This window comes from Pseudomonas sp. GW822-FHT01E03 (assembly GCF_058802985.1).
Window position 1 is genome coordinate 106,490 of record NZ_JBXAOQ010000012.1, and the last position, 25,763, is coordinate 132,252.

The 25,763-nt window shown below is 59.2% G+C and carries 26 protein-coding genes; 16 read left to right on the plus strand and 10 right to left on the minus strand.

The features are described from left to right. Positions 1-160: 160 nt before the first annotated feature. Positions 161-1,537, minus strand: coding sequence for an L-serine ammonia-lyase (locus AC1RP7_RS23060; protein WP_057716377.1), 1,377 nt, complete (start codon positions 1,535-1,537; stop codon positions 161-163). 135 nt (positions 1,538-1,672) lie between these two features. Here AC1RP7_RS23060 and AC1RP7_RS23065 point away from each other — a divergent pair, with 135 nt between their 5' ends. The 5 genes from AC1RP7_RS23065 (at position 1,673) to AC1RP7_RS23085 (ending at position 7,704) form a co-directional block, all read left to right on the plus strand. Beyond that, a complete protein-coding gene (locus tag AC1RP7_RS23065; RefSeq protein ID WP_057716376.1) occupies positions 1,673-2,620 on the plus strand; it encodes a LysR substrate-binding domain-containing protein in 948 nt (315 codons plus the stop codon). Positions 2,621-2,834: 214 nt separating this feature from the next. Continuing rightward, complete coding sequence (locus AC1RP7_RS23070; RefSeq protein WP_057716375.1) at positions 2,835-3,242, plus strand: HPF/RaiA family ribosome-associated protein; 408 nt, start codon at positions 2,835-2,837, stop codon at positions 3,240-3,242. Between the two features lie 223 nt (positions 3,243-3,465). Then, positions 3,466-4,044: an RNA polymerase sigma factor gene (locus AC1RP7_RS23075; protein WP_150812778.1), complete on the plus strand. Its 579-nt coding sequence runs from the start codon at positions 3,466-3,468 to the stop codon at positions 4,042-4,044. Then, entirely contained in the window at positions 4,041-5,036 is a 996-nt protein-coding gene (locus tag AC1RP7_RS23080; protein ID WP_493182872.1) for a FecR family protein, read from the plus strand. The genes AC1RP7_RS23075 and AC1RP7_RS23080 overlap by 4 nt, the downstream gene beginning before the upstream one ends. Before the next feature lie 238 nt (positions 5,037-5,274). Further along, entirely contained in the window at positions 5,275-7,704 is a 2,430-nt protein-coding gene (locus tag AC1RP7_RS23085) for a TonB-dependent siderophore receptor (RefSeq protein WP_493182871.1), read from the plus strand. A 142-nt stretch (positions 7,705-7,846) separates the two neighbouring features. Here AC1RP7_RS23085 and AC1RP7_RS23090 read toward each other — a convergent pair whose 3' ends face one another. Further along, complete coding sequence (locus AC1RP7_RS23090; protein WP_223501279.1) at positions 7,847-8,722, minus strand: helix-turn-helix domain-containing protein; 876 nt, start codon at positions 8,720-8,722, stop codon at positions 7,847-7,849. Between the two features lie 151 nt (positions 8,723-8,873). Here AC1RP7_RS23090 and AC1RP7_RS23095 point away from each other — a divergent pair, with 151 nt between their 5' ends. Then, complete coding sequence (locus AC1RP7_RS23095) at positions 8,874-9,776, plus strand: DMT family transporter (RefSeq protein WP_057716370.1); 903 nt, start codon at positions 8,874-8,876, stop codon at positions 9,774-9,776. Positions 9,777-9,803: 27 nt separating this feature from the next. Here the strand turns inward: AC1RP7_RS23095 and AC1RP7_RS23100 are convergent, their stop codons facing one another. Further along, positions 9,804-10,313, minus strand: coding sequence for a DUF2165 domain-containing protein (locus AC1RP7_RS23100; protein ID WP_090453150.1), 510 nt, complete (start codon positions 10,311-10,313; stop codon positions 9,804-9,806). A gap of 187 nt (positions 10,314-10,500) precedes the next feature. Then, positions 10,501-11,475, minus strand: coding sequence for a 2-hydroxyacid dehydrogenase (locus tag AC1RP7_RS23105; RefSeq protein WP_340315236.1), 975 nt, complete (start codon positions 11,473-11,475; stop codon positions 10,501-10,503). 195 nt (positions 11,476-11,670) lie between these two features. Here AC1RP7_RS23105 and AC1RP7_RS23110 point away from each other — a divergent pair, with 195 nt between their 5' ends. Beyond that, positions 11,671-11,928 (plus strand): hypothetical protein, encoded by a 258-nt coding sequence (locus AC1RP7_RS23110; RefSeq protein WP_493182869.1) that lies wholly within the window; start codon positions 11,671-11,673, stop codon positions 11,926-11,928. Positions 11,929-12,056: 128 nt separating this feature from the next. On the opposite strand, the gene AC1RP7_RS23115 is transcribed toward AC1RP7_RS23110, so the two are convergent. The 5 genes from AC1RP7_RS23115 to norR all read right to left on the minus strand — a co-directional run bounded on the left by AC1RP7_RS23115 (position 12,057) and on the right by norR (position 16,504). Continuing rightward, positions 12,057-12,806 (minus strand): YkgJ family cysteine cluster protein, encoded by a 750-nt coding sequence (locus AC1RP7_RS23115; RefSeq protein WP_493182868.1) that lies wholly within the window; start codon positions 12,804-12,806, stop codon positions 12,057-12,059. A gap of 83 nt (positions 12,807-12,889) precedes the next feature. Then, the gene (locus tag AC1RP7_RS23120) at positions 12,890-13,216 is read right to left on the minus strand and encodes a hypothetical protein (RefSeq protein ID WP_349733655.1); all 327 of its coding nucleotides are present in this window, start codon (positions 13,214-13,216) and stop codon (positions 12,890-12,892) included. Positions 13,217-13,368: 152 nt separating this feature from the next. Then, positions 13,369-13,827: a GNAT family N-acetyltransferase gene (locus AC1RP7_RS23125; protein WP_191622249.1), complete on the minus strand. Its 459-nt coding sequence runs from the start codon at positions 13,825-13,827 to the stop codon at positions 13,369-13,371. Positions 13,828-13,854: 27 nt separating this feature from the next. Next, entirely contained in the window at positions 13,855-14,757 is a 903-nt protein-coding gene (locus tag AC1RP7_RS23130) for a chemotaxis protein CheV (RefSeq protein WP_007970363.1), read from the minus strand. 196 nt (positions 14,758-14,953) lie between these two features. Beyond that, positions 14,954-16,504: a nitric oxide reductase transcriptional regulator NorR gene (gene norR, locus AC1RP7_RS23135; protein ID WP_150815167.1), complete on the minus strand. Its 1,551-nt coding sequence runs from the start codon at positions 16,502-16,504 to the stop codon at positions 14,954-14,956. 156 nt (positions 16,505-16,660) lie between these two features. Between norR and hmpA the strand changes: the two genes are divergently transcribed. Then, a complete protein-coding gene (gene hmpA / locus AC1RP7_RS23140; RefSeq protein WP_057716362.1) occupies positions 16,661-17,842 on the plus strand; it encodes an NO-inducible flavohemoprotein in 1,182 nt (393 codons plus the stop codon). Positions 17,843-18,138: 296 nt separating this feature from the next. Next, on the plus strand, positions 18,139-18,648 hold the full coding sequence (locus AC1RP7_RS23145; RefSeq protein ID WP_057716361.1) for a disulfide bond formation protein B: 510 nt from the start codon (positions 18,139-18,141) through the stop codon (positions 18,646-18,648). Between the two features lie 551 nt (positions 18,649-19,199). On the opposite strand, the gene AC1RP7_RS23150 is transcribed toward AC1RP7_RS23145, so the two are convergent. Further along, entirely contained in the window at positions 19,200-19,460 is a 261-nt protein-coding gene (locus tag AC1RP7_RS23150; protein ID WP_057716360.1) for a hypothetical protein, read from the minus strand. A gap of 27 nt (positions 19,461-19,487) precedes the next feature. Here AC1RP7_RS23150 and cyoA point away from each other — a divergent pair, with 27 nt between their 5' ends. From cyoA to AC1RP7_RS23185, 7 genes are all read left to right on the plus strand, one after another. Further along, positions 19,488-20,432 carry a ubiquinol oxidase subunit II gene (cyoA, locus tag AC1RP7_RS23155; protein ID WP_493182866.1) on the plus strand — a complete coding sequence of 315 codons (945 nt, stop codon included), beginning with the start codon at positions 19,488-19,490 and terminating at the stop codon, positions 20,430-20,432. 3 nt (positions 20,433-20,435) lie between these two features. Then, entirely contained in the window at positions 20,436-22,466 is a 2,031-nt protein-coding gene (gene cyoB, locus AC1RP7_RS23160) for a cytochrome o ubiquinol oxidase subunit I (protein WP_150815165.1), read from the plus strand. A 3-nt stretch (positions 22,467-22,469) separates the two neighbouring features. Then, positions 22,470-23,090 (plus strand): cytochrome o ubiquinol oxidase subunit III, encoded by a 621-nt coding sequence (locus tag AC1RP7_RS23165; RefSeq protein WP_030128695.1) that lies wholly within the window; start codon positions 22,470-22,472, stop codon positions 23,088-23,090. Next, complete coding sequence (gene cyoD / locus AC1RP7_RS23170) at positions 23,091-23,432, plus strand: cytochrome o ubiquinol oxidase subunit IV (RefSeq protein ID WP_090453161.1); 342 nt, start codon at positions 23,091-23,093, stop codon at positions 23,430-23,432. Between the two features lie 11 nt (positions 23,433-23,443). After that, positions 23,444-24,331 carry a heme o synthase gene (cyoE, locus tag AC1RP7_RS23175; protein ID WP_057716357.1) on the plus strand — a complete coding sequence of 296 codons (888 nt, stop codon included), beginning with the start codon at positions 23,444-23,446 and terminating at the stop codon, positions 24,329-24,331. Positions 24,332-24,599: 268 nt separating this feature from the next. Continuing rightward, on the plus strand, positions 24,600-25,238 hold the full coding sequence (locus AC1RP7_RS23180; RefSeq protein WP_493182865.1) for a DUF6036 family nucleotidyltransferase: 639 nt from the start codon (positions 24,600-24,602) through the stop codon (positions 25,236-25,238). Continuing rightward, positions 25,222-25,674, plus strand: a complete 453-nt coding sequence (locus AC1RP7_RS23185; protein ID WP_489845346.1) for a hypothetical protein — start codon at positions 25,222-25,224, stop codon at positions 25,672-25,674. Before AC1RP7_RS23180 ends, AC1RP7_RS23185 begins: the two co-directional genes overlap by 17 nt. Positions 25,675-25,763 lie beyond the last annotated feature (89 nt).

The following is a 25,763-nucleotide window of genomic DNA, read 5'->3' on the forward strand; positions in this document are numbered from 1 at the left end:
CTGTAGGAGCGAGCCTGCTCGCGATGGTCGTGAACGATAACGCGTCAAACCAGATGGTTTGCGGCGCCTGAGGGTTTTTCGCGAGCAAGCTCGCTCCTACGGGGGGGCCGCGTTTTCTGCACGTTTCAGGGCAATTAACCTCGACGTGCCTCCAAAACGGTCAACATTCCACCCAGTTCACCGCCAGTCCGCCCCGCGACGTCTCTTTGTACTTGTCGTGCATGTCGGCCCCGGTGTCGCGCATGGTGCGGATCACCCGGTCCAGGGAAATGAAGTGTTTGCCGTCGCCGCGCAGGGCCATTTGCGTGGCATTGATGGCCTTGACCGCGGCGATCGCGTTGCGCTCGATACACGGCACTTGCACCAGTCCGCCAACCGGGTCGCAGGTGAGGCCGAGGTTGTGTTCCAGGCCGATTTCGGCGGCGTTTTCCAGCTGCTCCGGGGTGGCGCCAAGCACCTCTGCCAGGCCTGCGGCGGCCATGGCGCAAGCGGAGCCGACTTCGCCCTGGCAGCCGACTTCGGCCCCGGAGATCGAAGCGTTTTTCTTGCACAGGATGCCGACGGCAGCTGCACCCAGGAAAAATGCGACCACGTCATCGTCAGACGCATCGGCATTGAATTTCATGTAGTAGTGCAGCACCGCCGGAATGATCCCCGCCGCGCCGTTGGTCGGCGCCGTGACCATGCGCCCGCCGGCCGCGTTTTCTTCGTTCACGGCAAGGGCGTACAGGTTGACCCATTCCATCGCTGACAAGGTGGACGTAATGACATTCGGCTTGCCGATTTCCTGCAGGCTGCGATGCAGTTTCGCCGCTCGACGCGGAACACTCAGGCCGCCGGGCAAGATGCCTTCGTGGCGCAAACCCTGCTCGACGCATTCGCGCATCACCGACCAGATATGCAACAGACCCTGGCGGATTTCTGCGTCACTGCGCCATGCCCGTTCGTTGGCCATCATCAGTTCGCCCACCCGCAGCCCGTGCTCGTTGCAGAGTTTGAGCAGTTCGGCGGCGCTGGAGAAATCGTAAGGCAGCACCACGTCGCCGGCCGGCGCGATCCCGGATTCGGCTTCGGCTGCTTCGATGATAAAACCACCGCCCACCGAGTAGTAGGTCTGCTCGAACAGTTCGCCGGTTTCACCGAAGGCTGTCAGGGACATGGCGTTGGGGTGGTAGGGCAGGCTTTCGTCCAGCAGCAGGAGATCGCGTTGCCAGTCGAAGGCAATTTGCGCAACGCCTGCCAGGCACAGTTTGCCGGTTTCGCGCAGGGTGTGAATGCGGCTGTCGATGGTGGTTGGATCGATGCGGTCGGGCCATTCGCCCATCAGGCCCATGACGCAGGCGCGGTCCGTCGCGTGGCCGACGCCGGTCGCTGAAAGAGAACCATAGAGACGGATTTCCACGCGTCGCACGTCGGCCAGAAAACCGTGATCGACCAGCGCTTGGGCAAAGGTTGCGGCAGCGCGCATCGGACCGACGGTATGGGAACTGGACGGGCCGATACCCACTTTGAAGAGATCGAAAACACTGATAGCCATGCTAAAGCCTGTACACGTAATGGAAGGGAAATCGCTGCCATTTCTGTAGGACAAGCGCAATTTGGGCGATACTGCCTGTCACGAGCCTGCGTGACCAACGAAAATTCCTAAGACATCCTTTAGCAGGACTAAACGATGAGCCGTCAATTACACGCCCAGACATATGTCTGGCTGAACGTGTTTGCCTGTGCCGCGCGGCACCTGTCGTTCACCCGCTGCGCCGAAGAACTGCACATCACACCGGGGGCGGTCAGCCAGCAGATCCGCCAGCTGGAAGAACGCCTGGGCTTTCGCCTGTTTCACCGCCGCGCCCGCGGAGTGGAGCTGAGCGCAGAGGGTCAGCGCCTGGCCATTACCGTCAACGAGGCCTTTGGCAGCATCGACTCGGAATTGCGGCGACTGGACGCGGGCATGATCAGCGGGATTCTGCGGGTGCGTTCGATTCCGTCGTTCCTGAGCAAATGGCTGACGCCGCGACTGCCGCGTTTGCAGCAGCGTTTTCCGGACATCCAGTTGCGCCTGGTGGCCGAAGACAGCAGCGTGCCGTTGCATGAAGGTGACTTCGACCTGGCGATCGATCTGAACGACGGCAGTTATCCGGGCCTGTTATCCACAGCCTTGCTTGATGAACAGATTTTTCCGGTGTGCGCGCCGAGCCTGTTGCGTGGTCGTCCACCGCTGCATGGTCCGGCGGACCTGATGCACTTTCCCTTGCTGCACGACATCACCGCCTGGCGCGGCAGCTACGAGTACGCGGAATGGGAGTTTTACCTCAATGCCATCGGCTTCGAGGGGGCGGATGTGCGACGCGGGCATACCTTCAATCGCAATCACCTGACGATCGAAGCGGCCATCGCCGGGATGGGTGTGGCGATTGCGCGCCGAACCTTGCTCAATGATGAGTTGGAACGTGGTGCCTTGATCGTGCCGTTCGGCCTGGCGGTGCCCAATCACAAGCGCTACATGCTGCTTTACGCACCCGGGGCGTTGAGCCATCCGGGTGTGCGCGCGGTGCACGATTGGTTGGTGGAGGAGGCGGGTGCTTTTCGCAGCCTGCACCCGTTGGGGGAGCGGCAAATGTGAGCAATTATTACGTAAGAGCAGGGCGACCCAACTCCCGACCTTAACAGCGCTTTTACCGGTTGTCCGGCTTTTTTTGCGATTGAAAATTTATCTTTTTTAGGGGGTTGAATTGTTCAGCGTACAGACCGATTGTGTAAGTAAGAGGTCACGGTGATGACGCCCAAGGGCTTAGCTGACCGGCCTCTCGCGAGCTAGCTGAAATAAGGGATGAACTATGCAAATCCAAGTCAATAGCGATAACCATATTCAAGGCAGTAAACGACTGGAGGAGTGGGTACGTACGACCATTGAGAGCACGCTCGAACGCTACGAAGAGGACCTGACACGAGTCGAGGTTCACCTGCGGGACGAGAACGGCGACAAGCCGGGTCCCCACGACATGCGCTGCCAGCTGGAGGCGCGGCCAAAAGGCCATCAACCGATTTCCGTCACCCATAAAGCCTCCACCATGGAGCAGGCGATCGACGGAGCGGCTACCAAACTTGAACATGCGCTGGAGCATATGTTCGGCAAATTACGCGGCAAACGAGCCAATGTGGTGCCCATCGAGAGTGCCGCCCATGCCGACCATCTGCTGGAAGAAGAGTTTCTTGAGAACGAACAGGCAGCGCTTAACGGCTGACACCTGATTCACTTTTTTACCTTCCCATGAAAACGGGCCTGCATTGCAGGCCCGTTTTGTTTTCGGTGGCTTTTGGATTCCATGGCTATGCCATTGGTGCAACCAACGGGCGTAATAAAGGGCTGCACCCGATCCTTTTGCATATGAGAATATTTATCATTAATATTGCGACCTTTCCGGTCCCCTGACGCTGTCGTGGCCTCCCCGGTTTTCAGGTCGAAACATGAACGATGATCACTCTGCCCCCGAGCCCCACGATATCGAGCGCGATCAACAGCGTGGGGACCGTGCGCATTTTCTCCAGGTGTTTCTCTCCCAGCGTTCGCAAATGGAAGCACTGGTGAGCCGGCGTGTCGGTTGTCGGGCGACGGCGGCTGACCTGGTACAGGATTTGTTCCTGCGATTCTGGCGGCGGCCGTTGGTGCAAGTGGAGGAACTCAGCACCTACCTGCTGCGCTGCGCCGGCAACATCGCCATCGATCACTTGCGCAGTGAAGGCACGCGGGTCCGGGCCAGCGAAGGTTTGATGGTGGAATCACCAGACAGCCATGGCAGCGGACCGCAAGCGGCGCTGGAGGCGGGCAACGATCTGCGCCATGTCGAAGCCGCATTGCGCGCCTTGCCGGAGCGTACGCGGCAGATCTTCTTGCTCAATCGCATTCACGGCCGCAAATACGCCGAGATCGCCAAGGCCATGGGCTTGTCCCAAAGTGCCGTGGAAAAACATATGATGCGCGCCCTCGAAGCCTGCAAGGCCAGCCTTCGGGAACCCGAACCGCGTACGCCAGGGACAGCACCGTGAACGACTTCAAACGCGTCACCCCGACGCCGACGCCGGCGCAGGAGCAGGCCGCGCTGGCCTGGCTGAGCCTGTTGCATGACCAGCCCAATAGCGGTGACCAGGCGACGTTCAGCCAGTGGTTGCAGGCCGACCCCGCCCATGCCGAGGCCTATGCCCGGGCGCAGGTCCTGTGGGAGTTGAGCGAAGGACCGGCGCGCGCACTCGCCGATGAAGACGCTTTTGCCTTGCAGGGCTATCTCAACGCCATGGACAAGCCGCGGCGCAGCACGCTCGGGCGCTGGTCCGGTGCGCTGGCGATGGCCGCGTGTCTGCTGTTGATGATCAGTGTCGGTACAGGCTGGCAGCCTATGCGTTGGATTGATGACCTGGGGGCGGATTACGTCTCGGCACCGGGGGAAATTCGCACCGTTATCCTGGCCGATCAGTCGCAGGTGACACTGGATGCCGACAGTGCCATCGCCGTGGATTTCAGTCGCGGTGAGCGGCATGTGCAACTGCGCCGCGGCGCCGGCTTTTTCAGCGTTACCCATACCGGCGAGCCGTTTGTGGTGGACGCCGAGAAAGGCCAGACGCGGGTCCTGGGTACGCAGTTCGAAGTCCGTTTGCAGCCCCACGGTGCACAGGTCACGGTGCTGTCGGGACGGGTTGGCGTGACGGCGCACCAGAAAGCCGATCAGCAAGTGCTCACCGCCGGCCAGCAAGTGGCCTATGGCGAAGGCTCGGCGCAAACACTCCACTCGGTGGACAGCGAAGCGCAGTTGGCATGGCGCCAGGGCTGGCTCAATTACTACAAGGCGACGTTGGCCGATGTGGTACAGGATTTGGCGCGCTATTACCCCGGACGGATCGTGTTGCTCAATGATGAACTGGCGAGGCGCCGGATCAGTGGCAGTTTTCCGAGCAGGAACCCGCAGGCGGTGTTGAGTTCGTTGCAGGGGGTGTTGGGGTTTGAGCAGCATCAGGTTTTGGGGCATCTGATTATTCTGCGCTAAAGCTGTTGGCCTCTTCGCGGGCAAGCCCGCTCCCACGGGGTTATGTGTTGCCCCAATATTGTGGCCGACTCAATACCTGTGGGAGCGAGCTTGCTCGCGAAGACGGCAGATCAGACACCCAACCACTCAAGTAAAAATATTTTAAAGTTTTTGCTGAGGTAAACCCGATTGCCATCCGTGTAGTGACTGAAACTGCGAGTCATTCGCATCCGTTGCGGTTCTACACAGGTCATGAGTCATGAAGTCCAGGGCAAAATCGGGTTCGGTCAAACAATGGTTGGGTGTGTCTGCGTTGAGCTTTTCGGCATTGTCCTTGTTGCCGCTGAGCGTAGCGCTGGCCGCAGAGGCAGGCAGTAGTCAGTCGCGTGGGCAATTCAATTTCGCGCTGGCCGCCAAACCGTTGCCCCAGGCCCTGAGCGATTTCAGCCGAGTGACCGGCATCAGCGTCGTCTACACCGATGAGGCGCCGTACGGTCTCAATGCGCCGGCCATCAATGGCCAGATGAGCGCCGAACAGGCTCTGCAACGTCTGCTCACTGGTTCGGGCTTGACGTTCCGTCGCACCGACGGCCACACCATTGCACTGGAACCACGGCCGACTGAAGGGGCGTTGAACCTGGGCGCGACCACCATCACCTCGGTGATGGATGACTCCATGAGCTATCAACCGCCACCCATCACGTCAGTGATGCGCTCCTCGGCCCCCGTACAGGAGATCCCGCAGACGATCAACGTCGTTCCGGCCCAGGTCATCCGCGACCAGGCGCCGCGCAATCTCGATGACGCGCTGGCCAATGTCAGCGGCATCACCCAGGCCAACACCCTGGGCAGCACCCAGGACTCGGTGATGGTCCGTGGCTTTGGCGACAACCGTAACGGCTCGATCATGCGCGACGGCATGCCGATCGTGCAGGGTCGTGGCCTCAACGCCAGCGTGGACCGGGTCGAAGTGCTCAAGGGCCCGGCCTCGTTGCTCTATGGCATCCAGGATCCGGGTGGTGTGGTCAATATGGTCAGCAAGAAGCCCGAGCTTGAGCGGTACAACGCGCTGACCGCGCGCGGTTCGAGCTATGACGACGGCAAGAACGGCAGCGGTGGCAGCCTCGACAGCACTGGGGCCCTCGGCGATTCCGGACTGGCCTACCGCATGGTGCTGGACTACGAAGACGAAGATTACTGGCGTAACTTCGGTGTGCATCGCGAGAGCCTGATCGCGCCGTCGCTGGCCTGGTACGGCGAAAGCACCAAGCTGCTGTTCTCCTATGAGCACCGCGAATTCCTCACACCGTTCGACCGCGGCACGCTGATCGATCCGCGGACCAACCATCCGCTGGACATCTCGCGCAACGAGCGTCTCGACGAACCGTTCAACAACATGGAAGGGCGCTCGGACCTCTATCACTTCGAGGCCGATCACGAACTCAACGACAACTGGAAAGCCCATTTTGGCTACAGCTGGAACCGCGAAACCTACGATGCCAGCCAGGTGCGCGTGACCGCCATCGACACCAAAAAGGGCACCCTGACCCGCAGCATGGACGGCACCCAGAATGCGATCAGCACCGACCGTTTCACCACCGCCAGCCTCGAAGGCAACGTGAATGTGCTCGGCATGCAGCATGACCTGCTGTTCGGTATCGACGATGAGTACCGCAAGATCTACCGCGAAGACCTGATCCGCCAGAAAAGCCTGACCACATTCAGTTACGTCAATCCGGTTTATGGACGGGAAGTGCCGGGCACCACCGTCAGTGCGCCCGATAGCGCACAGACCGATGAACTGCGCAGCGATTCGGTCTTCCTGCAAGACTCCATCCACCTCACCGACCAGTGGATTCTGGTGGCCGGCGCGCGTTTCCAGGCGTACGACCAGTACGCCGGCAAAGGCGTACCGTTCCACGCCAATACCGACAGCAACGGGCAGAAATGGGTGCCGCGCGCGGGCCTTGTGTACAAATACACCGATGCCTTGTCGTTCTACGGCAGCTACACCGAGTCGTTCAAACCCAACTCGACCATCGCGCCATTGAGCGGCAGCAGTACCGTGCTTGACGGCGGTATCGCTCCGGAAGAAGCCAAGTCCTGGGAGCTGGGTGCCAAGCTTGATCTGCCGGGCCGCGTTACCGGCAACATCGCACTGTTCGACATCAAGAAGCGCAATGTGCTGGTGGCCAACGCCGAAGGTCCGACCACGATTTACAGTGCCGCCGGTGAAGTGCGTTCCCGTGGCCTGGAAGTGGACCTGAGCGGTCAGCTCACCGATCGCTGGAGCATGATCGGCAGCTACGCCTATACCGATGCCGAAGTCACCGAAGACCCGGATTACAAAGGCAATCAGTTGCAGAACGTGGCGAAGAACAGCGGCTCGTTGTCGGCCGTCTATGACTTCGGCAGCGTCATTGGCGGTGATCAACTGCGGGTCGGCGCCGGGGCGCGTTATGTGGGTGAGCGCGCGGGCAACGCGGTGAACGATTTCGACCTGCCGAGCTACACCGTGGCCGATGCGTTCGCCACCTACGACACCAGGGTCGAAGGGCAGAAGGTCAAGTTCCAGCTCAACGTGAAGAACCTGTTCGATCGCACCTACTACACCTCGGCGGCGAGTCGGTTCTTTGTGTCGATGGGGGATTCGCGGCAGGTGACGTTGTCGAGCACCTTGGAGTTCTGACGATAGACCGTGTCATCGTTCATCGCGAGCAAGCTCGCTCCCACAGGGGAATAGGGTAGCCACAAAACAGGTAAGCACCACCAAACCTTGTGGGAGCGGGCTTGCTCGCGAAGGCGGCAGTACAGGCGATAAAAAATCGGGTCTAGCGCAAAAACGCCTGTCGATACTCGCCGGGCGTCCCGCCAAGTGTCTGGCGAAACCGGTTGGTGAAATGGCTGGCGCTGGCAAAACCGCAAGCCAGTGCAATCTCCCCCAGAGGCTGCGAGGTCGTGCGCAGCAACTCCCGCGCCCGGTCAAGGCGCCGCGCCAGCACATACTGGTGGGGTGGCAAGCCGAAGCTTTCGCGGAACATCCGCGCGAAGTGGTATTCGGACAACGCGCACAACGCCGCCAATTGACCGAGGCTGATGGCCTCGTCCAGATGGCTGTCGATGAACTCCACCAGATGCCGGCGCTGGTGCGCGGCCAGCCCGCCTTTAAGGCGCAAGCCCTGACGCACGTTGACCTGGCTGAGCAGGGCATGGCTGAGCAGTTCGTGCGCCAGGCTGCTGGTGAGCAGGCGCTCGCCCGGCTCGTCCCAGTTCAAGGCGACCAACTGCCGAAAGCGCAGTGCCTGCTGCGGATCATCGAGAAAGGTCTGCTCGCGCAGCTGCATTTCCCGTGGCTCGCGATCGAGCAGGGTGACGCAGCCAAGGGCAAATTGTTCGGGGCTGAAATACAGGTGTGCCAGGCGAATATCGCCATTGATCACCCAGCCTGACTGGTGATCGGCGGGGAGGATGCACAGTTTGTCCGGACCACCCTTGTTGCCGGGCTGGTCGCGGCGAAAGGTGCCGGTGCCGCCGGCGAGGTAACAGGACAACGTGTGGTGGCTGGGCGCTTCGTATTCCTGAGCGTCGTGGTGATTGCTCCACAAGGCTGCAGACAAGCCGTCACCGAGCTCGGCGCTGTGCTCAAGGCGAGCATTCGGCGAGCGGTTGAGGGCTTGAAAGACTTGTAGGGTATCCAGTGCAGCCATGATCGTTGCTCTCTAACACCTGCATCCAACGGCTTGCATCCTACTCCGTAGACGTGCGCCTGCCAGCCTGTCCTCAGACAAAAGCGCAAGTTTATGCAAGTGCGCCCAGGCGTGGCGCCGGACACTGGGCACCTAGCGAGGAGCCTTAGTCATGAACCTTTCTTTGTACCTGCTGACTGTGCTGATCTGGGGTACCACCTGGATTGCCTTGAAATGGCAACTGGGCGTGGTGGCCATTCCCGTGTCGATCGTGTATCGCTTCGGCCTCGCCGCGCTGGTGCTGTTCGTGATCCTGCTGCTCAGCCGACGCCTGCAAGTGATGAACCGTCGCGGGCACCTGATCTGCCTGGCTCAGGGCTTGTGCCTGTTCTGCGTCAACTTCATGTGCTTCCTCACCGCGAGCCAGTGGATCCCCAGCGGTCTGGTGGCCGTGGTGTTTTCCACCGCCACCCTGTGGAATGCCCTCAACGCGCGGGTGTTCTTCGGTCAGAGAATTGCCCGCAATGTGCTGATGGGCGGTGCGTTGGGCCTGCTTGGGTTGGGGCTGCTGTTCTGGCCGGAGCTGGCCGGGCATACCGCCAGCCCGGAAACCTTGCTCGGCCTCGGTCTGGCCCTGTGCGGCACCTTGTGTTTCTCGGCGGGCAACATGCTTTCGAGCCTGCAACAGAAGGCTGGTCTCAAACCGCTGACCACCAATGCCTGGGGCATGGCTTACGGGGCGGCGATGCTAACCGTGTGGTGCCTGGTCAAAGGCATTCCCTTCGACATGGAGATGAGCACGCGTTACATCGGGTCGCTGTTGTACCTGGTGATTCCGGGATCGGTGATCGGTTTCACCGCCTACCTGACCCTGGTCGGCCGCATGGGGCCAGAGCGGGCTGCGTACTGCACAGTGCTGTTTCCGGTGGTGGCACTCAACGTGTCAGCGTTCGCCGAGGGTTATCAGTGGACGATGCCGGCGCTGTTGGGGCTGGTATTGGTGATGTCGGGTAACGTACTGGTGTTTCGCAAGCCCAAACCACGCTTGGTACAGGGGAGTAGCAAGCTCGCTTGAGATGACGTTCATCGAGCGCTGAAGTCCTCAGTGCTCGACTTTGATCGCAATATAAATCAGCAGCGGTAGTATGAAGTCGACAATATGCCGGGTCCAGTCTTTGTAACTCCAGGCTTGTGATTGGTCCATGTTGAACCATTCCACGCCGATAACTTGAAAGCCGACATAGTAAAGCAAGAGCGCAATGAGTAATCCTATGATCGCGGGCTTTTTGGCCTCGTGAAACTCTTCAGCGCTGCTACTCATGTTTTTATAAAGATAACAGGTTCCGATCATGAAGAAGAGCGTGTAGATAACCTCGAGTGTAATGATGAGCCAGTAGATGCGGTGATGGAGTATCTGCGAGGTAATGGCCCTGTAGGTGTACTTCTCGTCGTCATCTGTGGTCTCCATGCTCAGGATGTTACTGATGTTTTCGTAGTTGGTTGCGTAGTCCGTAACGTTGCTGTACATCACCAGCAATCCAAAAATACTTATGAATAACATTAGTGTGGCTTTGCTGAAGCGTATGACTTGATTTGTCGTAAGTTGATTCAAGGTGGTGATCTCCTTTTTTGTTTCCGTTGTGTCTGGAAAAGTAAGGAGAGTCTAGCGGGTGGTTTTGTTATTTGTTTATTGACTGAATTGCAGGGTGTGTATTCAGACAGTTTTTTTACAGGTTTAGAGTGATATTGTTTTTATTTTTTGCATTTAAGGGCAGGCGCTTTTAACGCCTGCCCTTTTTTCAACCCTTCCAGACTTGCGGGTTGACCAGGTCCTGTGGGCGTTCCCCCAACAGCGCACTGCGCAGGTTGGCCAGGGCACGGTTGGCCATGGCATCGCGGGTCTCATGGGTGGCCGAGCCAATGTGCGGCAAGGTCACGGCATTTTTCAACTGGAACAGTGGGGACTCGGCCAGCGGTTCTTTTTCGTAAACGTCCAGCCCGGCACCACGAATGCGGTTGTTTTGCAGCGCTTCGATCAGCGCCGGCTCATCCACCACCGGGCCGCGGGCAATGTTCACCAGGATGGCGCTTGGTTTCATCAGCGCCAGTTCGCGATGGCTGATCAAGTGTTTGGTTTTCTCGCTGAGCGGCACCACCAGGCACACGAAATCAGCTTCGGCCAGCAATTGATCGAGGCTGCGGTACTGCGCGCCGAGTTCCTGTTCCAGTTCGGTCTTGCGGCTGTTGCCGCTGTAGATGACCGGCATGTTGAACCCCAGGCGACCGCGTCGGGCGATGGCCGCACCGATATTGCCCATGCCGACAATGCCCAGCGTCTTGCCATGCACATCGCAACCGAACAGCTGCGCACCGACAGTGGCCTGCCATTGCCCGGCCTTGGTCCAGGCATCCAGTTCGGCGACGCGGCGCGCGCTGCTCATCAACAGGGCAAACGCCAGATCGGCGGTGCTTTCGGTGAGCACATCCGGCGTGTTGGTCAGCATGATCCCGCGTTCGTTGAAGTAGGCCAGGTCATAGTTGTCGTAGCCCACCGAGACACTGGATACCACCTCCAGCGTGGTGGCGTTTTCCAATTGAGCGCGGCCGAGTTTGCGACCGACGCCGATCAAGCCGTGGGCGTGGGGCAGGGCTTCGTTGAATTGGGCGTTGATGTCGCCGTTTTTCGGATTCGGCACGATGACGTCGAAATCCTGTTGCAGGCGTTCGATCATTGGTGGGGTGACGCGGCTGAATGCAAGGACGGTCTTTTTCATGGGCGGGCGGGCTCGTCGGGCGGTGAAGAATGATGAGCACGCTAACATTCTTCGCGGGATTTGTGCGAGTCGTCAGGCGGTCTATGCAAGCTTGCAGCTTGTCGTGCTCCATCCAGTTATACTGCCGCACTTCTTATACTGTGGCATGCGGCCCGCTCACCGGGCCCGACATTTCATGCACCACCCGGAGCTTTCATGACTTCCCCGAAACAACCGCCGGTCGCCGACGCCCTGAACGACGTGCAGGCAGAGCTGACAGACAGCGTCGACTCCAGCGCCGACAGCGAATCCAAAGCCGGGATCCCGGCCTTCAAATTCCCGTTCAAGCCGGGTGAGCTGGCGGCCGCCAAGGGTTCCAACCAGCCGTGGTACAAGAACGGCGCCAAGAACGGCCACACCAAGACGCCGGGCATGGCACCGCCGGGGACTCGTCGGTCGATGGGTAAGCGCTGAGTTCTTAAGTCTGCGGTGACTGATCTGCCGTCTTCACGAGCAAGCCCGCTCCCACATTTGGAATGCATTCCTCCAGTGGGAGCGGGCTTGCTCGCGAAGGGGCCGGCACAAACACTGCAAATCCCGGATCAAGTCGCCCGCAACGAAATAAACGAGTAATTCGTCAGCGCATCCGCCGTCACTTGCGCACCTGCGGCCAGCACTTGCCCGGCAATATCATCCCCCGACACATGAAACCGCCATTCACTGCCCCACTGCGGCAACGTTTGCCCGGCCAGGTCGTCGATGATCGCGGCAAATTCCGCCATATCCGGAAGATAAGCGGTATACCCGTCGCCCTTCAGGGCCGTGGTGCGAATCCCCAGCAACGCACAAATTGCATCCTTCATCGGAATGTCATCACGATCCGCCTGACGGGAGCGCTGGATCAGTTCCGACAATTCCCGGTCGACCAGCTCACCACCGACAATCAGCTCCGGTCCTTTTTCCCACGACTCAGGCGGACATTCCTTCATGGCGGTGTTCAGAGGTATGTGCGGATTGATTTCCATCGGATAGATACGGCACACCAGCGGCCGGCGTTCGTAGATGCGACAGCGGTTGTCTTCGTCAAGATTTCGGCAGGGGCCGACATTGTAGGCGGCGAAGGTGATAGCCACGTACGCCTCGGATTCACCGCTGCGCACTGCCGCCGAACGGCGTTCGGCGTGTTCCCGTTGGTGCACCGGCAGACCCAGGCCATTGCCCAGAAACGCTTCCACCAGCACGATCACCTGACCGCCATCGGCTGCCCACATCCGGGCTTCGCCCAGGGTCAGGGGCACATGGTGGTCGTTACAGCATTTGCCGCAGCCTACACAGGAAAATGTTGTATTCATCGAGCGTTCGTTCGCGTCACAGGGCATGAAGCGGCGACAGAATGCCGCCGCAAAAGCCGCTATCGAAGCAAATTATGCGCCAGTCAGTTTGCCTTGCCGGCCGGGCGGATGGAGTCCCATTCGGTGACGTACGCGGTTTTGCTCTTTTTGTTGTACAGGCACAACTCGGTGCCTTGTGCGCCTTTCATGTGCTTTTGCGGGTACTGGCCCTGGAGCAGGAGCGCGGTGTAGCCGACCCGGTCATCGAACTGCGCGGCGTTGCCGACCGGTTTGCTGTCCTTCAGGCCACTGGCCTTGGTGCAACTGGTGAGTACGGCTTTGTCGTAGGTGGCCCAGGCGTCGGGGCTGGAGGCGTGGGCCAGGGAGGCGAGGGCGGTGAGGCAGAACAGAATCAGGGGCGCAGCTTTCATGGTTCAGGCTTCCTTGGGCTGAGTGGCCAAGGCAGGAGTATGCCTGAAAGGTAGATGGAGACTTTGCTGACCTCTTCGCGAGCAAGCCCGCTCCCACATTGGACGGTGTACACACATCAACTGTGGGAGCGAGCCTGCTCGCGATGGCGGCATCAGAGCGGAACCGGCTCCCGGCGGATCGCGCGCATCCCGACGTTTTCATACAAGCGCCGCGCACGAAGGTTGTCTTCACGTACCTTCAGGTCCACGAAACCTTCATGCCGCTGCTGGAACACCTTGAACGCCTGCAACAACAGCGCACGCCCCAACCCCCGACCCTGAAACCGCGGGTGCACCACCAGGTTCTTGATATAGGCACTGGTCCAGCACTGGCAAACGCCGACCACTTCCTCGGCATCCAGGGCAATGAAGCACAGGGCCGGGTCATATTCCGGATCGGTTTCGAACTGCCGTTGCCACATGTCCAGTGCGGCTACGCGACCACCGCCGTCGAGATAACCGAACTCCATCAACCGGTGCACGGCGGCGCCCAGTTCGGGGCGGTATTCGCTCAGTTGCAGGCCGGTTGGCCAATCAGGGGGCGGCACGACGACAGAGAGGTCGCGCCGCATCAGCCAGCAGAATTCTTCGGTCAACACTCAATAACCCTGTTCGGCGACAGCCTTGGCCGCGGTGATCAGGCACTGGGTCAATTCCGGCGAAGAAAACTTGGTCAGCACCGCGTTCGCCCCCGCCAGTCGTGCTTTCTCGGCGTTCATCGCACTGTCCAGCGAGGTGTGCAGCAGCACATAAAGATGCGCGAAATCCGGGGTTTCCCGCAGGGTGCGGGTGAAGGCGTAACCGTCCATCTCCGACATCTCGATGTCCGAGACGATCAGGTTGATCTGCTGCGCGGTGCCTTGCAGGTCCAGCAGGCAGTCGATGGCTTCCTTGGCGCTGCGGGCCGTATGGCACTGCAGGCCGAGGTTACGCAGGGTGTGCACCGATTGCTGCAAGGCGACCTGACTGTCATCGACCACCAGGATGCGTGCGTTGCCCAGCAGTTCGGCGTCTTCCATGCTCAGTTCGGTCGGCGCCATTTCGATTTGTGCCGGGGCGATGCCATGGATGACTTTTTCGATGTCCAGCACTTGTACCAGGGTGCCATCGACCGACGTCACGCCGGTGATGTAGGCACGCAAACCACCGGAGCCGAAGGGCGGCGGGCGGATGTCGGTGGTCAGGCAATGGACGATCTTGCTCACGGCCTGTACGTGCAGGCCTTGCTTGGAGCGGCTGACGTCGGTGACGATCAGGCAGCCGCCGTTGGGGTCTTCCAGCGGACGCTCGCCAATGGCACGGCTGAGGTCGATTACCGACAGCGAGGCACCGCGCAGGGTGGCGATGCCTTTGACGTGGGGATGTGACTCCGGCAGCCTGGTCAGCGGCGGGCAGGGAATGATTTCACTGACCTTGAGCAGGTTGATCGCCATCAGCTTGCCGCTGCGCAAGGTAAACAGCAGAAGCGAAAGTGAGTCTGCGCGGGCTTTGGTGGAGGACATATAAACCTTCTCTGGAAAAAGGTGACGGGCAATCCAGGGATCGCCAATGACTTCGATGCCGGGTTATCGACTTGTTTGGGGCAGGCTTTAACAATTGCGGTGAACAGTAAGACGCCATCGCGAGCAAGCTCGCTCCCACATTGGATCGTCGTCGTTCACACATCCTGTGGGAGCGAGCTTGCTCGCGATGGGGTCATCACTTCATGCCGAGCCTTTTGGCCATCCGCCCAAGATTCGCCCGATCCAAGCCTAGCTCACGGGCCGCGCTTGCCCAGTTGTTGTTGTGCCGCTCCAGGCAGGCACCGATCAACTGGCGCTGATAGTTTTCGGTCGCCTCGCGCAAATCACCTGCTACCAACGCCACAGCGGCGATGGCGGGTTGCTCGGCAGCGGTTTCAACGCTGGCGCTGGGCAAGTCGAGGTCGGCTGCGCTCAAGCTGAGAATCTTTGGCCGCTCCTTGCAATTGCCCAGGGCTTTCAAGGCGCTGCGGCCGATCAAATGTTCAAGCTCGCGCACATTGCCGGGCCAGTCGTAGGCCAATAACGCGGCCTGGGCGTCGCTGTTCAGGCGCAGGCTGTTGAGTCCCATGCGCGAGCGGTTCTGCTCCAGGAAGTAACCGCTGAGCAGCAGCACATCGCGCCCGCGATCGCGCAGGGCCGGCACCAGCAGCGGATACACGCTGAGGCGATGGTAGAAGTCGGCGCGGTAACGGCCGCTGCGTACTTCTTCGGCGAGGTCGCGGTTGGTCGCCGCGATCAGGCGCACGTCGACCTGATGCTCCTGGTCCGAACCCAGTCGCTGCAGTTGACCGCTTTGCAGCACCCGCAGCAACTTGGCCTGCACGGTCAGCGACAACTCGCCGACTTCATCAAGGAACAGCGTGCCGCCATTGGCCAGTTCGAACTTGCCACGGCGGTCGTTCATTGCCCCGGTGAAGGCGCCGCGAACATGGCCGAACAACTCGCTTTCCACCAGGGTGTCGGGCAGCGCGGCGCAGTTGAGGCTGATGATTGGTTTGTCGGCGCGGGGCGAGGCGGCATGGATGGCTTGGGCCACCAACTCCTTGCCGACCCCGGTTTCGCCGGTGATCAACACGGTCAGGTCGCTGCCGCCCACCAGGCTGATTTCTTCGACCAGGCGCTTGTGGGCCTTGCTCTGGCCAATCATCTCGCGATTCTGCTGGCCGCTGGCTTGGCGGTAGACCTCGGCGCGCTGATGCTCATCTTCGACCCGGTTGTTCAACCGCTCGATGCGCTCGGCGGCGTTGACCGTAGCGGCCGCGAGGCTGGCGAAGGCTTGCAGGGCATCCAGTTCGATCGGTTCGAACCGCTCCGGGTCGAGGGCATCGAGGGTCAGCAGGCCCCATGGGCGCTCGTCGATGAACAACGGGCAACCCATGCAGTCGTGGACTTCCAGATGATCATCCAGGCCATCGACCAGGCCGTCATAGGGGTCAGGCAAGTCGCTGTCGGCAGCGAAACGGGTCGGGCCGGGGCCGCTGAGCAGCGCTTCGAAACGCGGGTGCTCGCTGACCTTGAAGCGCCGGCCGAGGGTGTCGGTACTCAAGCCGTCGACGGCCAGCGGCACCAGCCATTCACCATCAAGGCGCAGCAGGGCGGCGGCGTCGCACGGGAGCAGGGCGCGCATGGCTTCCAACAGGCGGCGATAACGCTCACCCTCGGGCAGTTCGCGAGACAGGTCGGCGACCAGGGGCAGCAGAGCAGTGAGCAGGGGTTTTGCAGTCATAGTGACTCCGTGTAGTCGGTATGACTATAAATCAGGAAGTGTCTAAATGACTATTTAGTTATTAAGCCATTGATTTATAACGATTAAATAGTTGGCACGAAAGCTGATAAGCATAGGGTAGTCCGTTAGCAACCCAAGAAGACCAGGAGTCACCTTATGCTGAGCGCTCAAGACCGTGCCATCGTCAAATCCACCGTGCCGCTGCTCGAAAGCGGTGGTGAGGCGCTGATCACGCACTTCTACCGCATGATGCTCTCCGAATATCCGCAAGTCCGCCCGCTGTTCAACCAGGCCCACCAGGCCAGCGGTGATCAGCCGCGTGCCCTGGCCAACGGCGTATTGATGTATGCGCGCCATATCGACCAGCTCGACCAGTTGGGCGACCTGGTGGCCAAGATCATCAACAAGCACGTGGCCCTGCAGATCCTCCCGGAGCACTATCCGATTGTCGGCAGCTGCCTGCTGCGGGCCATCGCCGAAGTATTGGGCGAAGAGATCGCCACTCCTGAAGTGATCGCGGCCTGGGGCGCGGCCTACGGTCAACTGGCTGACATCCTGATCGGTGCCGAAACCAGCATCTACGACCAGAAGGAACAGGCACCGGGCGGTTGGCGCGGGGCGCGGGAATTCATCGTGGCAGACAAGGTCGAGGAGAGCGCCGAGATCACTTCGTTCTACTTCGAACCCGCGGACAAAGGCCCGATCCTGCTGGCAGAACCCGGCCAGTACATCGGCATGAAACTGATCCTCGACGGTGAAGAAATCCGTCGTAACTACTCGCTGTCGGCGCTGGCAAACAAAGGCCAGTACCGCATCAGCGTCAAACGCGAGGCCGGTGGCCGCGCTTCCAACTTCCTGCACGACCAGTTGCATGTCGGCGCCAGCATCCAGTTGTTCCCGCCATCGGGCGAGTTCGTCCTGACCGCCAGCGACAAGCCACTGGTACTGATCAGCGGTGGCGTGGGCATCACCCCGACCCTGGCGATGCTCGAAGCGGCGCTGGAAACCCAGCGGCCGGTGCATTTCATCCACTGCGCGCGCAACGGCAGCGTGCATGCCTTCCGCGACTGGATCGATGGCCTGGCTGAGCGTCATCCGCAACTCAAACGCTTCTACTGCTATTCCGAGGACGACGGCGTGAGCCCGGCGGCGCACAAGATGGGGTTGTTGAGCCAGCAGCAGTTGCATCAATGGCTGCCGCAAGAGCGCGATCTGGATGCCTACTTCCTGGGGCCAAAAGGCTTCATGGTCGCGATCAAACGCCACCTCAAGGCATTGGGTGTGCCGGAGAAGCAAAGCCGTTATGAGTTCTTCGGGCCGGCAGCGGCGCTGGAGTAAGGGGTTGGCGCGGTGGGTCAGTAGGCTCACCGCGTCGCCTTCATCGCGGGCAAACCACGCTCCCACAGGGATTTGTGTCGATCCGGATTGATGTGAACGACATACCCCCCTGTGGGAGCGTGGCTTGCCCGCGATTGCTTCACCTCGGTCCTGAACTGAAAAAAGTCAGAAAGTTAATCCCTTCTTAACCGCCTTATCGTCTATTCCCCCCGAATCCCCCTCACATGCGCCAGACTCTCAAAGGTCCGGGCCAGCGTGTAGACTGACGGGCAATCGAAATATTGAAGGGAAACGCGATGAGCGATGAATCCATGCGGTTGGGGCGTGAACGGCGCTACCTGGTGTTTTTGGGCATCATTTGCCTGGCGCTGATCGGCGGCGCGCTGTACATGCAAATTGTTCTGGGCGAGGCCCCTTGCCCGTTGTGCATCCTGCAACGTTACGCGTTGCTGCTGATCGCGATCTTTGCCTTCATCGGCGCGGCCATGCGCGGCCGTCGCAGCATCACGGTGTTTGAAACCCTGGTGGTGATTTGTGCAGTGGCAGGTGCAGGCGTTGCCGGGCATCACGTCTATACGCAGTTCTATCCGGCGGTCAGCTGCGGCATCGATGTGCTGCAACCGATTGTCGATGACTTGCCGCTGGCGAAGATCTTCCCGCTGGGTTTCCAGGTCGATGGTTTCTGCTCCACGCCATACCCGCCGATCCTCGGTCTGTCGCTGGCGCAGTGGGCGCTGGTTGCCTTCGTGCTGATCGTGGTGCTGGTGCCGTTGCTGACTTCGCGTAACCGCAAAACGCTGCGCTGAGGTCAACTGCCGCCTCCTATTGTCGGACAAAAAAGCCCCGGTCCTCGAAGAGAGGGCCGGGGTTTTTTTTGTCTTGCAGAGCACATTTCAGAGGCCGGGTAAAAAGACTGTGACGGGTGGCAATCAAGGGTGCGACACGTGTGCGACATGTTGTCACAGAGTGAGCGCCGCAGGGCGTTCGAGAAGGCCGGATTGGTGCATGGAAACGTAACGAAATTGGCTTGTTTTGCAGGCTTCCGGTTTTTTCCATTGCGGGCACGAACAGGCAGTTTTAACAGGCTCTGGCGAATGGCCAGAGCCCCCGTCATATCGGGCCTTGGGCAAGGTCAAGGGCCGAGAAGAGGGACACGATACTGTCTGAACCGTGGGTGGAAGACCTACTTATTTTGGTGTTTTTGTTGAGAATTAATTTCGATAAGATGCGCCGCTTTTGCGAAAACGGTTAATGATTGTTGCCGGTTCGGATAAAAATTATTTCGGGATGAGACATGGTTTATGGAACGTTACATATCTACAATCGCCCGCACTGAATTCCCGGCACTGCTCAAATCTTAACCAGGGGTGAGCAGAAACAGGGTGTCGAGAGGTCTGGTGGCTTCATGCGATTCCCAGGTGTCGGAGCCTCCAATTACCCGCACCAAATGGAATTGGTCTGTAACAAGGCCTTTGACCACGTATTCGAATAAGAACTCACCGCAGGCCCGGGATTTGTCGTACAGCGTCTGACGCACGACGGGCATGCCCTTATTCAATCCAAGAAAAATGCCAACCCTTGGCAGGGTGAAGTGTTGGCGATCAAAACCCAACTGCATTGCGCAAGCTGCTTTAGAGGTCGTGAGATGAGTAAAAACAGGTACCCCAGACTACTAGGCTTATTGCCGCTGATCGGCACGTTGTTGCTGTCAGGCTGCAACATGACCTTGCTCAATCCCAAGGGCCAGGTTGGTCTGGACGAGCGAAACCTGATCATCACCGCAACGCTGCTGATGCTGTTGGTCGTCGTTCCGGTCATCATCATGACCTTCCTGTTCGCCTGGAAATACCGCGCGTCCAACACCAGCGCTACCTACACCCCGAAATGGAACCACTCCACCAAGATCGAGATCGCGGTGTGGGCTGTTCCAGTGCTGATCATCATTGCCCTGGGTTACGTCACCTACAAGTCGACCCACGCCCTTGACCCGTACAAGCCGCTGGAATCCGACGTCAAGCCTGTGACCATCGAAGTGGTCGCGCTGGACTGGAAGTGGCTGTTCATCTATCCGGAACAAGGCATCGCCACGGTCAACAAGATCGTGTTCCCGGCGCACACCCCGATCAACTTCAAGATCACTTCCGACGCCGTGATGAACTCGTTCTTCATCCCTGCGCTGGGCGGCCAGATCTACGCGATGGCGGGCATGCAGACCAAGCTGCACCTGATCGCCAACGAGAACGCCGAGATGGACGGTATCTCCGCCAACTACAGCGGCGCGGGTTTCACCGGTATGAAATTCAAAGCGATCGCAACTTCCCAGGAAGATTTCGACGCCTGGGTAAGTGAAGTCAAAAAGGCACCTAAGCAGCTTGAACAAGCTGAATACGCAGCCCTTGCCAAGCAAAGCCAGAACAACCCAGTCGAGCTCTACTCCTCGGTGACGCCGAACCTGTTCCAGACCATCGTCGACAAGTACGAAGGCATGAAACCGGGTCCGAAAGTGAAGCACGAGAAAGAAGAGAAAGAAGTGGCCGCTACGCAAGGAATGGACATGAACTCGCATTCAGCTGCCGGGGCAGAGGAGTAAACGATGTTTGGTAAATTAAGTTGGGAAGCAGTCCCGTTCCACGAGCCGATCGTAATGGTGACCATCGCCATGATCGCGCTCGGTGGTCTGGCGCTGTTCGCTGCAATCACCTACTTCAAGAAGTGGACCTACCTGTGGACCGAGTGGCTGACGTCGGTCGACCACAAGAAAATCGGCGTGATGTACATCATCGTCGCCATGGTCATGCTGCTGCGCGGCTTTGCCGACGCCATCATGATGCGTACCCAGCTGGCCATGGCCACCGAGGGTTCGCCTGGCTACCTGCCACCTGAACACTATGACCAGATCTTCACCGCCCACGGTGTGATCATGATCATCTTCATGGCGATGCCATTCTTCACCGGCCTGATGAACCTTGCAGTGCCGCTGCAGATCGGCGCGCGTGACGTTGCCTACCCGTTCCTGAACTCCCTGAGCTTCTGGCTGCTGGTTTCCGGTGTGGTGCTGATCAACCTGTCCCTGGGCGTTGGCGAATTCGCCAAGACCGGCTGGGTTGCCTATCCGCCGCTGTCGGGCCTGCAATACAGCCCTGGCGTGGGGATGGATTACTACATCTGGGCGCTACAGCTATCCGGCCTGGGTACGACGCTGACGGGGGTCAACTTCCTGGCCACCGTGCTGAAAATGCGTACCCCTGGCATGAAGCTGATGGACATGCCGATCTTCACCTGGACCTGCACCTGGGCCAACGTCCTGATCGTGGCTTCGTTCCCGATCCTGACCGCTACCCTGGCTCTGCTGACGCTTGACCGTTACATGGATTTCCACATTTTCACCAATGAACTTGGTGGCAATCCGATGATGTACGTGAACCTGTTCTGGGCATGGGGTCACCCTGAGGTGTACATCCTGATCCTGCCAGCGTTCGGTATCTTCTCCGAAGTCATCTCGACCTTCACCGGCAAGAAACTGTTCGGCCACCACTCGATGGTCTACGCATCGGGCGCGATCTCGATCCTGGGCTTCATGGTTTGGCTGCACCACTTCTTCACCATGGGTTCGGGTGCCAGCGTCAACGCCTTCTTCGGTCTGGCGACGATGCTGATTTCCATCCCGACGGGTGTGAAGCTGTTCAACTGGCTGTTCACCATCTACCAGGGCCGTCTGCGTTTCACCAGCCAGGTTCTGTGGACCCTGGGCTTCATGGTGACCTTCGCCATCGGCGGCATGACCGGCGTACTGCTGGCCATCCCGGGTGCTGACTTCGTTCTGCACAACAGCCTGTTCGTGATCGCGCACTTCCATAACGTGATCATCGGCGGTGCGGTATTCGGTTACATCGCAGGTTTCGCGTTCTACTTCCCTAAAGCGTTCGGCTTCAAGCTGCACGAAGGCTGGGGCAAGGCAGCGTTCTGGTTCTGGATCTCGGGCTTCTTCGTCGCGTTCATGCCGCTCTACGCGCTGGGCTTCATGGGCATGACCCGTCGTCTGAACGCCACCACCAACCCTGAGTGGGTGCCGTACCTGTACGTCGCCATGTTCGGTGCGGTGATGATCGCCGTGGGTATCGCTTGCCAGCTGATCCAGCTGTACGTCAGCGTGCGTGACCGCAACAAGCCGGAAAACATGTGCGAACACGGCGACCCGTGGAATGCCCACACCCTGGAATGGTCGACCTCGTCGCCACCACCGTTCTACAACTTTGCCGTGCTGCCGAAAGCCGACTGCATCGACCCGTTCACCGAAGCCAAGGAAAACGGCACCGCGTACAAGGCTCCGGCCAAGTACCAGCCGATCCACATGCCTAACAACACCGCCACCGGTGTGGTCATGGGCGCGCTGTTGACCGTGTTCGGTTTCGCGATGATCTGGCACATCTGGTGGCTGGCAATCGCTAGCCTGGCCGGCACCGTGATCTACTTCGTGATCCACGCGGCCCGTGATGATCAAGGCTATATGGTGCCGGTCGACGTGATCGAGCGCATCGAAGCCGAGCAGCACAAGCGCCTGGTAGCGGCAGGGAAAGTCCCGGCCACCGCCACCCGTGTTGAAACCTCGTTGGAACAGGCTTAAACCATGTCGAATTTAGTGACCAATGTTGGACACGCCCATGGTGACCATGGGCACGATGACCACCACGACTCGGGCGAGATGACCGTATACGGTTTCTGGCTCTACCTGATGACCGACTGCATTCTGTTTGCGTCGATCTTCGCGGTGTACGCGGTACTGGTTAACAACGTAGCGGGTGGTCCGTCGGGCCACGACATCTTCGAACTGCCATACGTGCTGGGCGAAACCGCTCTGCTGTTGTTCAGTTCGATCACCTACGGCTTCGCCATGCTGGCGTTCTACCGGGGCAACAAGAAGCAGGTCCTGGGCTGGTTGGCCATGACCTTCCTGTTCGGCCTGGGCTTCATCGGCATGGAGATCAACGAGTTCCACATCTTGATCTCCGAAGGCTACGGCCCTAGCCGTTCCGGCTTCCTGTCCGGGTTCTTCACCCTGGTCGGTACCCACGGTCTGCACGTGACCAGCGGTCTGATCTGGATGGCGATCATGATGTATCAGGTCAACAAGCATGGCCTGACCTCGACCAACAAGACCCGTCTGAGCTGCCTGAGCCTGTTCTGGCACTTCCTGGACGTCGTCTGGATCTGCGTATTCACCGTTGTTTATCTGATGGGGACTATGTAAATGGCTAACCCAGCTCATTCCCACCATGGCCACGACGACGCCGGTCACGGCAGCTACAAGTCGTACGTCATCGGCTTCATCCTGTCGGTGATCCTGACCGCCATTCCATTCGGTCTGGTGATGTACCCGACACTGCCGAAGTCGATCACCCTGTTGATCGTCCTGGCGTTCGCGATCGTCCAGGTGCTGGTGCACCTGGTGTACTTCCTGCACTTGGACCGTTCGGCCGCGCAGCGAAACAACGTGATTGCGTTTGTCTTCGCCGCGATCGTGATTGTCCTGCTGGTTGGCCTGTCGCTGTGGATCATGTTCAGCATCCACACGTTCATGATGGCGAAGTGAGGTAAGTCCGCATGTCCCTCAAGCACTTTATCCAAATCACCAAACCGGGGATCATTTTCGGTAACGTGCTTTCTGTGGCAGGCGGATTTTTCCTGGCCTCCAAAGGGCATGTCGATCTGGCCATCTTCCTGGCCGCCATGATCGGCACGTCCCTGGTGGTTGCCTCCGGTTGCGTGTTCAACAACTGCATCGACCGCGACATCGACCTGAAGATGGAACGCACCAAGAACCGGGTGCTGGTCCAGGGCTTGATCTCTCTGAAACTGGCCCTGATCTACGCGACCGTCCTGGGTGTCGCCGGCGTTGCACTGTTGTACAAGGTGGCCAACCCGTTGGCCGCACTGTTCGCAGTCATCGGCTTCGTGATCTACGTCGGCTTCTACAGCCTGTACCTCAAGCGCAAGTCGGTTCACGGCACGCTGGTGGGCAGTCTGTCGGGCGCCATGCCGCCGGTGATTGGCTACGTCGCAGTCAGCAACACCTTCGACATGGCCGCGTTGACCCTGCTGGTGATGTTCAGCCTGTGGCAGATGCCGCATTCCTACGCCATCGCGATCTTCCGCTTCAACGATTACCTGGCCGCATCGATTCCGGTGCTGCCGGTGAAGCGCGGCATCCAGGTGGCCAAGAAGCACATCCTGCTCTACATCCTGGCATTCCTCGTGGCGACCTTGATGCTGACCTTCAGCGGCTACGCCGGCATGAGCTACCTCGCCGTCGCGGCGGCCATGGGCATGTACTGGCTGTACATGGCCTGGACCGGCTACAAGGCAGTGGATGACACGGTCTGGGCACGCAAGCTGTTCGTGTTCTCGATCTTCACCATTACCGCGTTGAGCGTGATGATGTCCCTGGACTTCAAAGTGCCGGCGGAGTTGTTGCTGACGTACGCGCCTTAAGCGTCGGATGCTGTAAAGAAAAGCCCCGCCTTCGAGAGAAGAGCGGGGCTTTTTGTTGGGTGCTTTCTGCGGGACCGCGTAGCCGCCATCGCGAGCCTGCTTGCTATGGCCGCGACGCGGACTGACAGGCCTCTTACGATAGGCGGCCTGACCGGCAAAAATGCTTACGGATTTGCCTGAACTTTCCCACGGGTTTTTCAGGTTGAGGGTCGGAAGTCGCCTATCTAGCCTCGGGAGCCGTTATTACGAGCATCCCAGAGGATCTACGATGGAGCTACCAGAGGTAATCACCCCGCGTGTTAATACGGAAACAGCGTTGGGGCAGGCTTTGATTTCAATATTCAAATCTGTCGAAGCGGAACTGGAGCTAGAGAACGCAGGACCAGGGGCCGTCAAAATTATCGTTTTCGGTGGCTGCGCTGTTCACCTTTATACCCATCATCGCGTTTCCACCGACGTCGATGCCGAGATTTATGAGGCTCATGTTCCCGAAGGTTTACACCTGAAAACCATGCTCGCAGAGATACCCGAACAGTTTGTTGATGAGCGATCCGGTCGATTGATGGAGCTGAACTACGACCTGCAATACAACACCAGTTTTGGGCCAATACATGAGGACTATTGGGAGCGGAGCCTTCCTATTGAAGCGTTTCCGATAGAGTCCCCGCTGCACGTTCATATCGCAGCACCTGTCGACATTGCCATCTCCAAACTGGGCAGAGCGACCGATCAGGACATTGGTGATATCAAGGCACTTCTCAGGGCTGGTTTCATCTTGACTACCGAGTTCCGTCGACTGGCATTGCAGGCGATTGATGTATATGTTGGCAACAAGGAGCCACCAATCTCCGTTCTCACTAATATTTTGCATGATTATCTGGAGAGCACAGATGACGAAGCCCCATAGCGGCCACGTCCTCTCATCCGCCTTGGACACGCTGGTAAAAAGACCTTTAAATCAAGCGGATGACGCTGCTCTCGTGAGCGCCGCCAAAGCTGTCTGGTACTCGGACTCAAATCTTGAAAGCGAGGTAACCGCTTTTTTGAATCGTCACACTGACGAAGTGGAGGTTCGGCGCGCTGGCTATCTGCTCGAGCGATTCACTCGATTTACTTGCTTGTCCGATCTCCGGGTGTCGGAAACGCTCAATGTCCTCGAGCTTTTTGCACATTCGACTTCCGTGCAAGCCGTGATGCTACAAACCGTCACGCCACTGCGTCGACGCCGTGATGAACTCGCTGTCTCTTGGGGGTTGAGTGAGGGCCTCGGCCTAAAAGCCCAAGCCCTCATGCCTTTTCAGACCCGGCATTACGAAGCTGAGCAGCGCGCCATGTTTTCCTGAGCTCTGGTTGCAGCGAAGAGGCTGCATCGTTTGGCCCAAAAATTGAAACGGCCTGCAGCGCAAAGCCCCTCCTTTCGAGAGAACGGTGG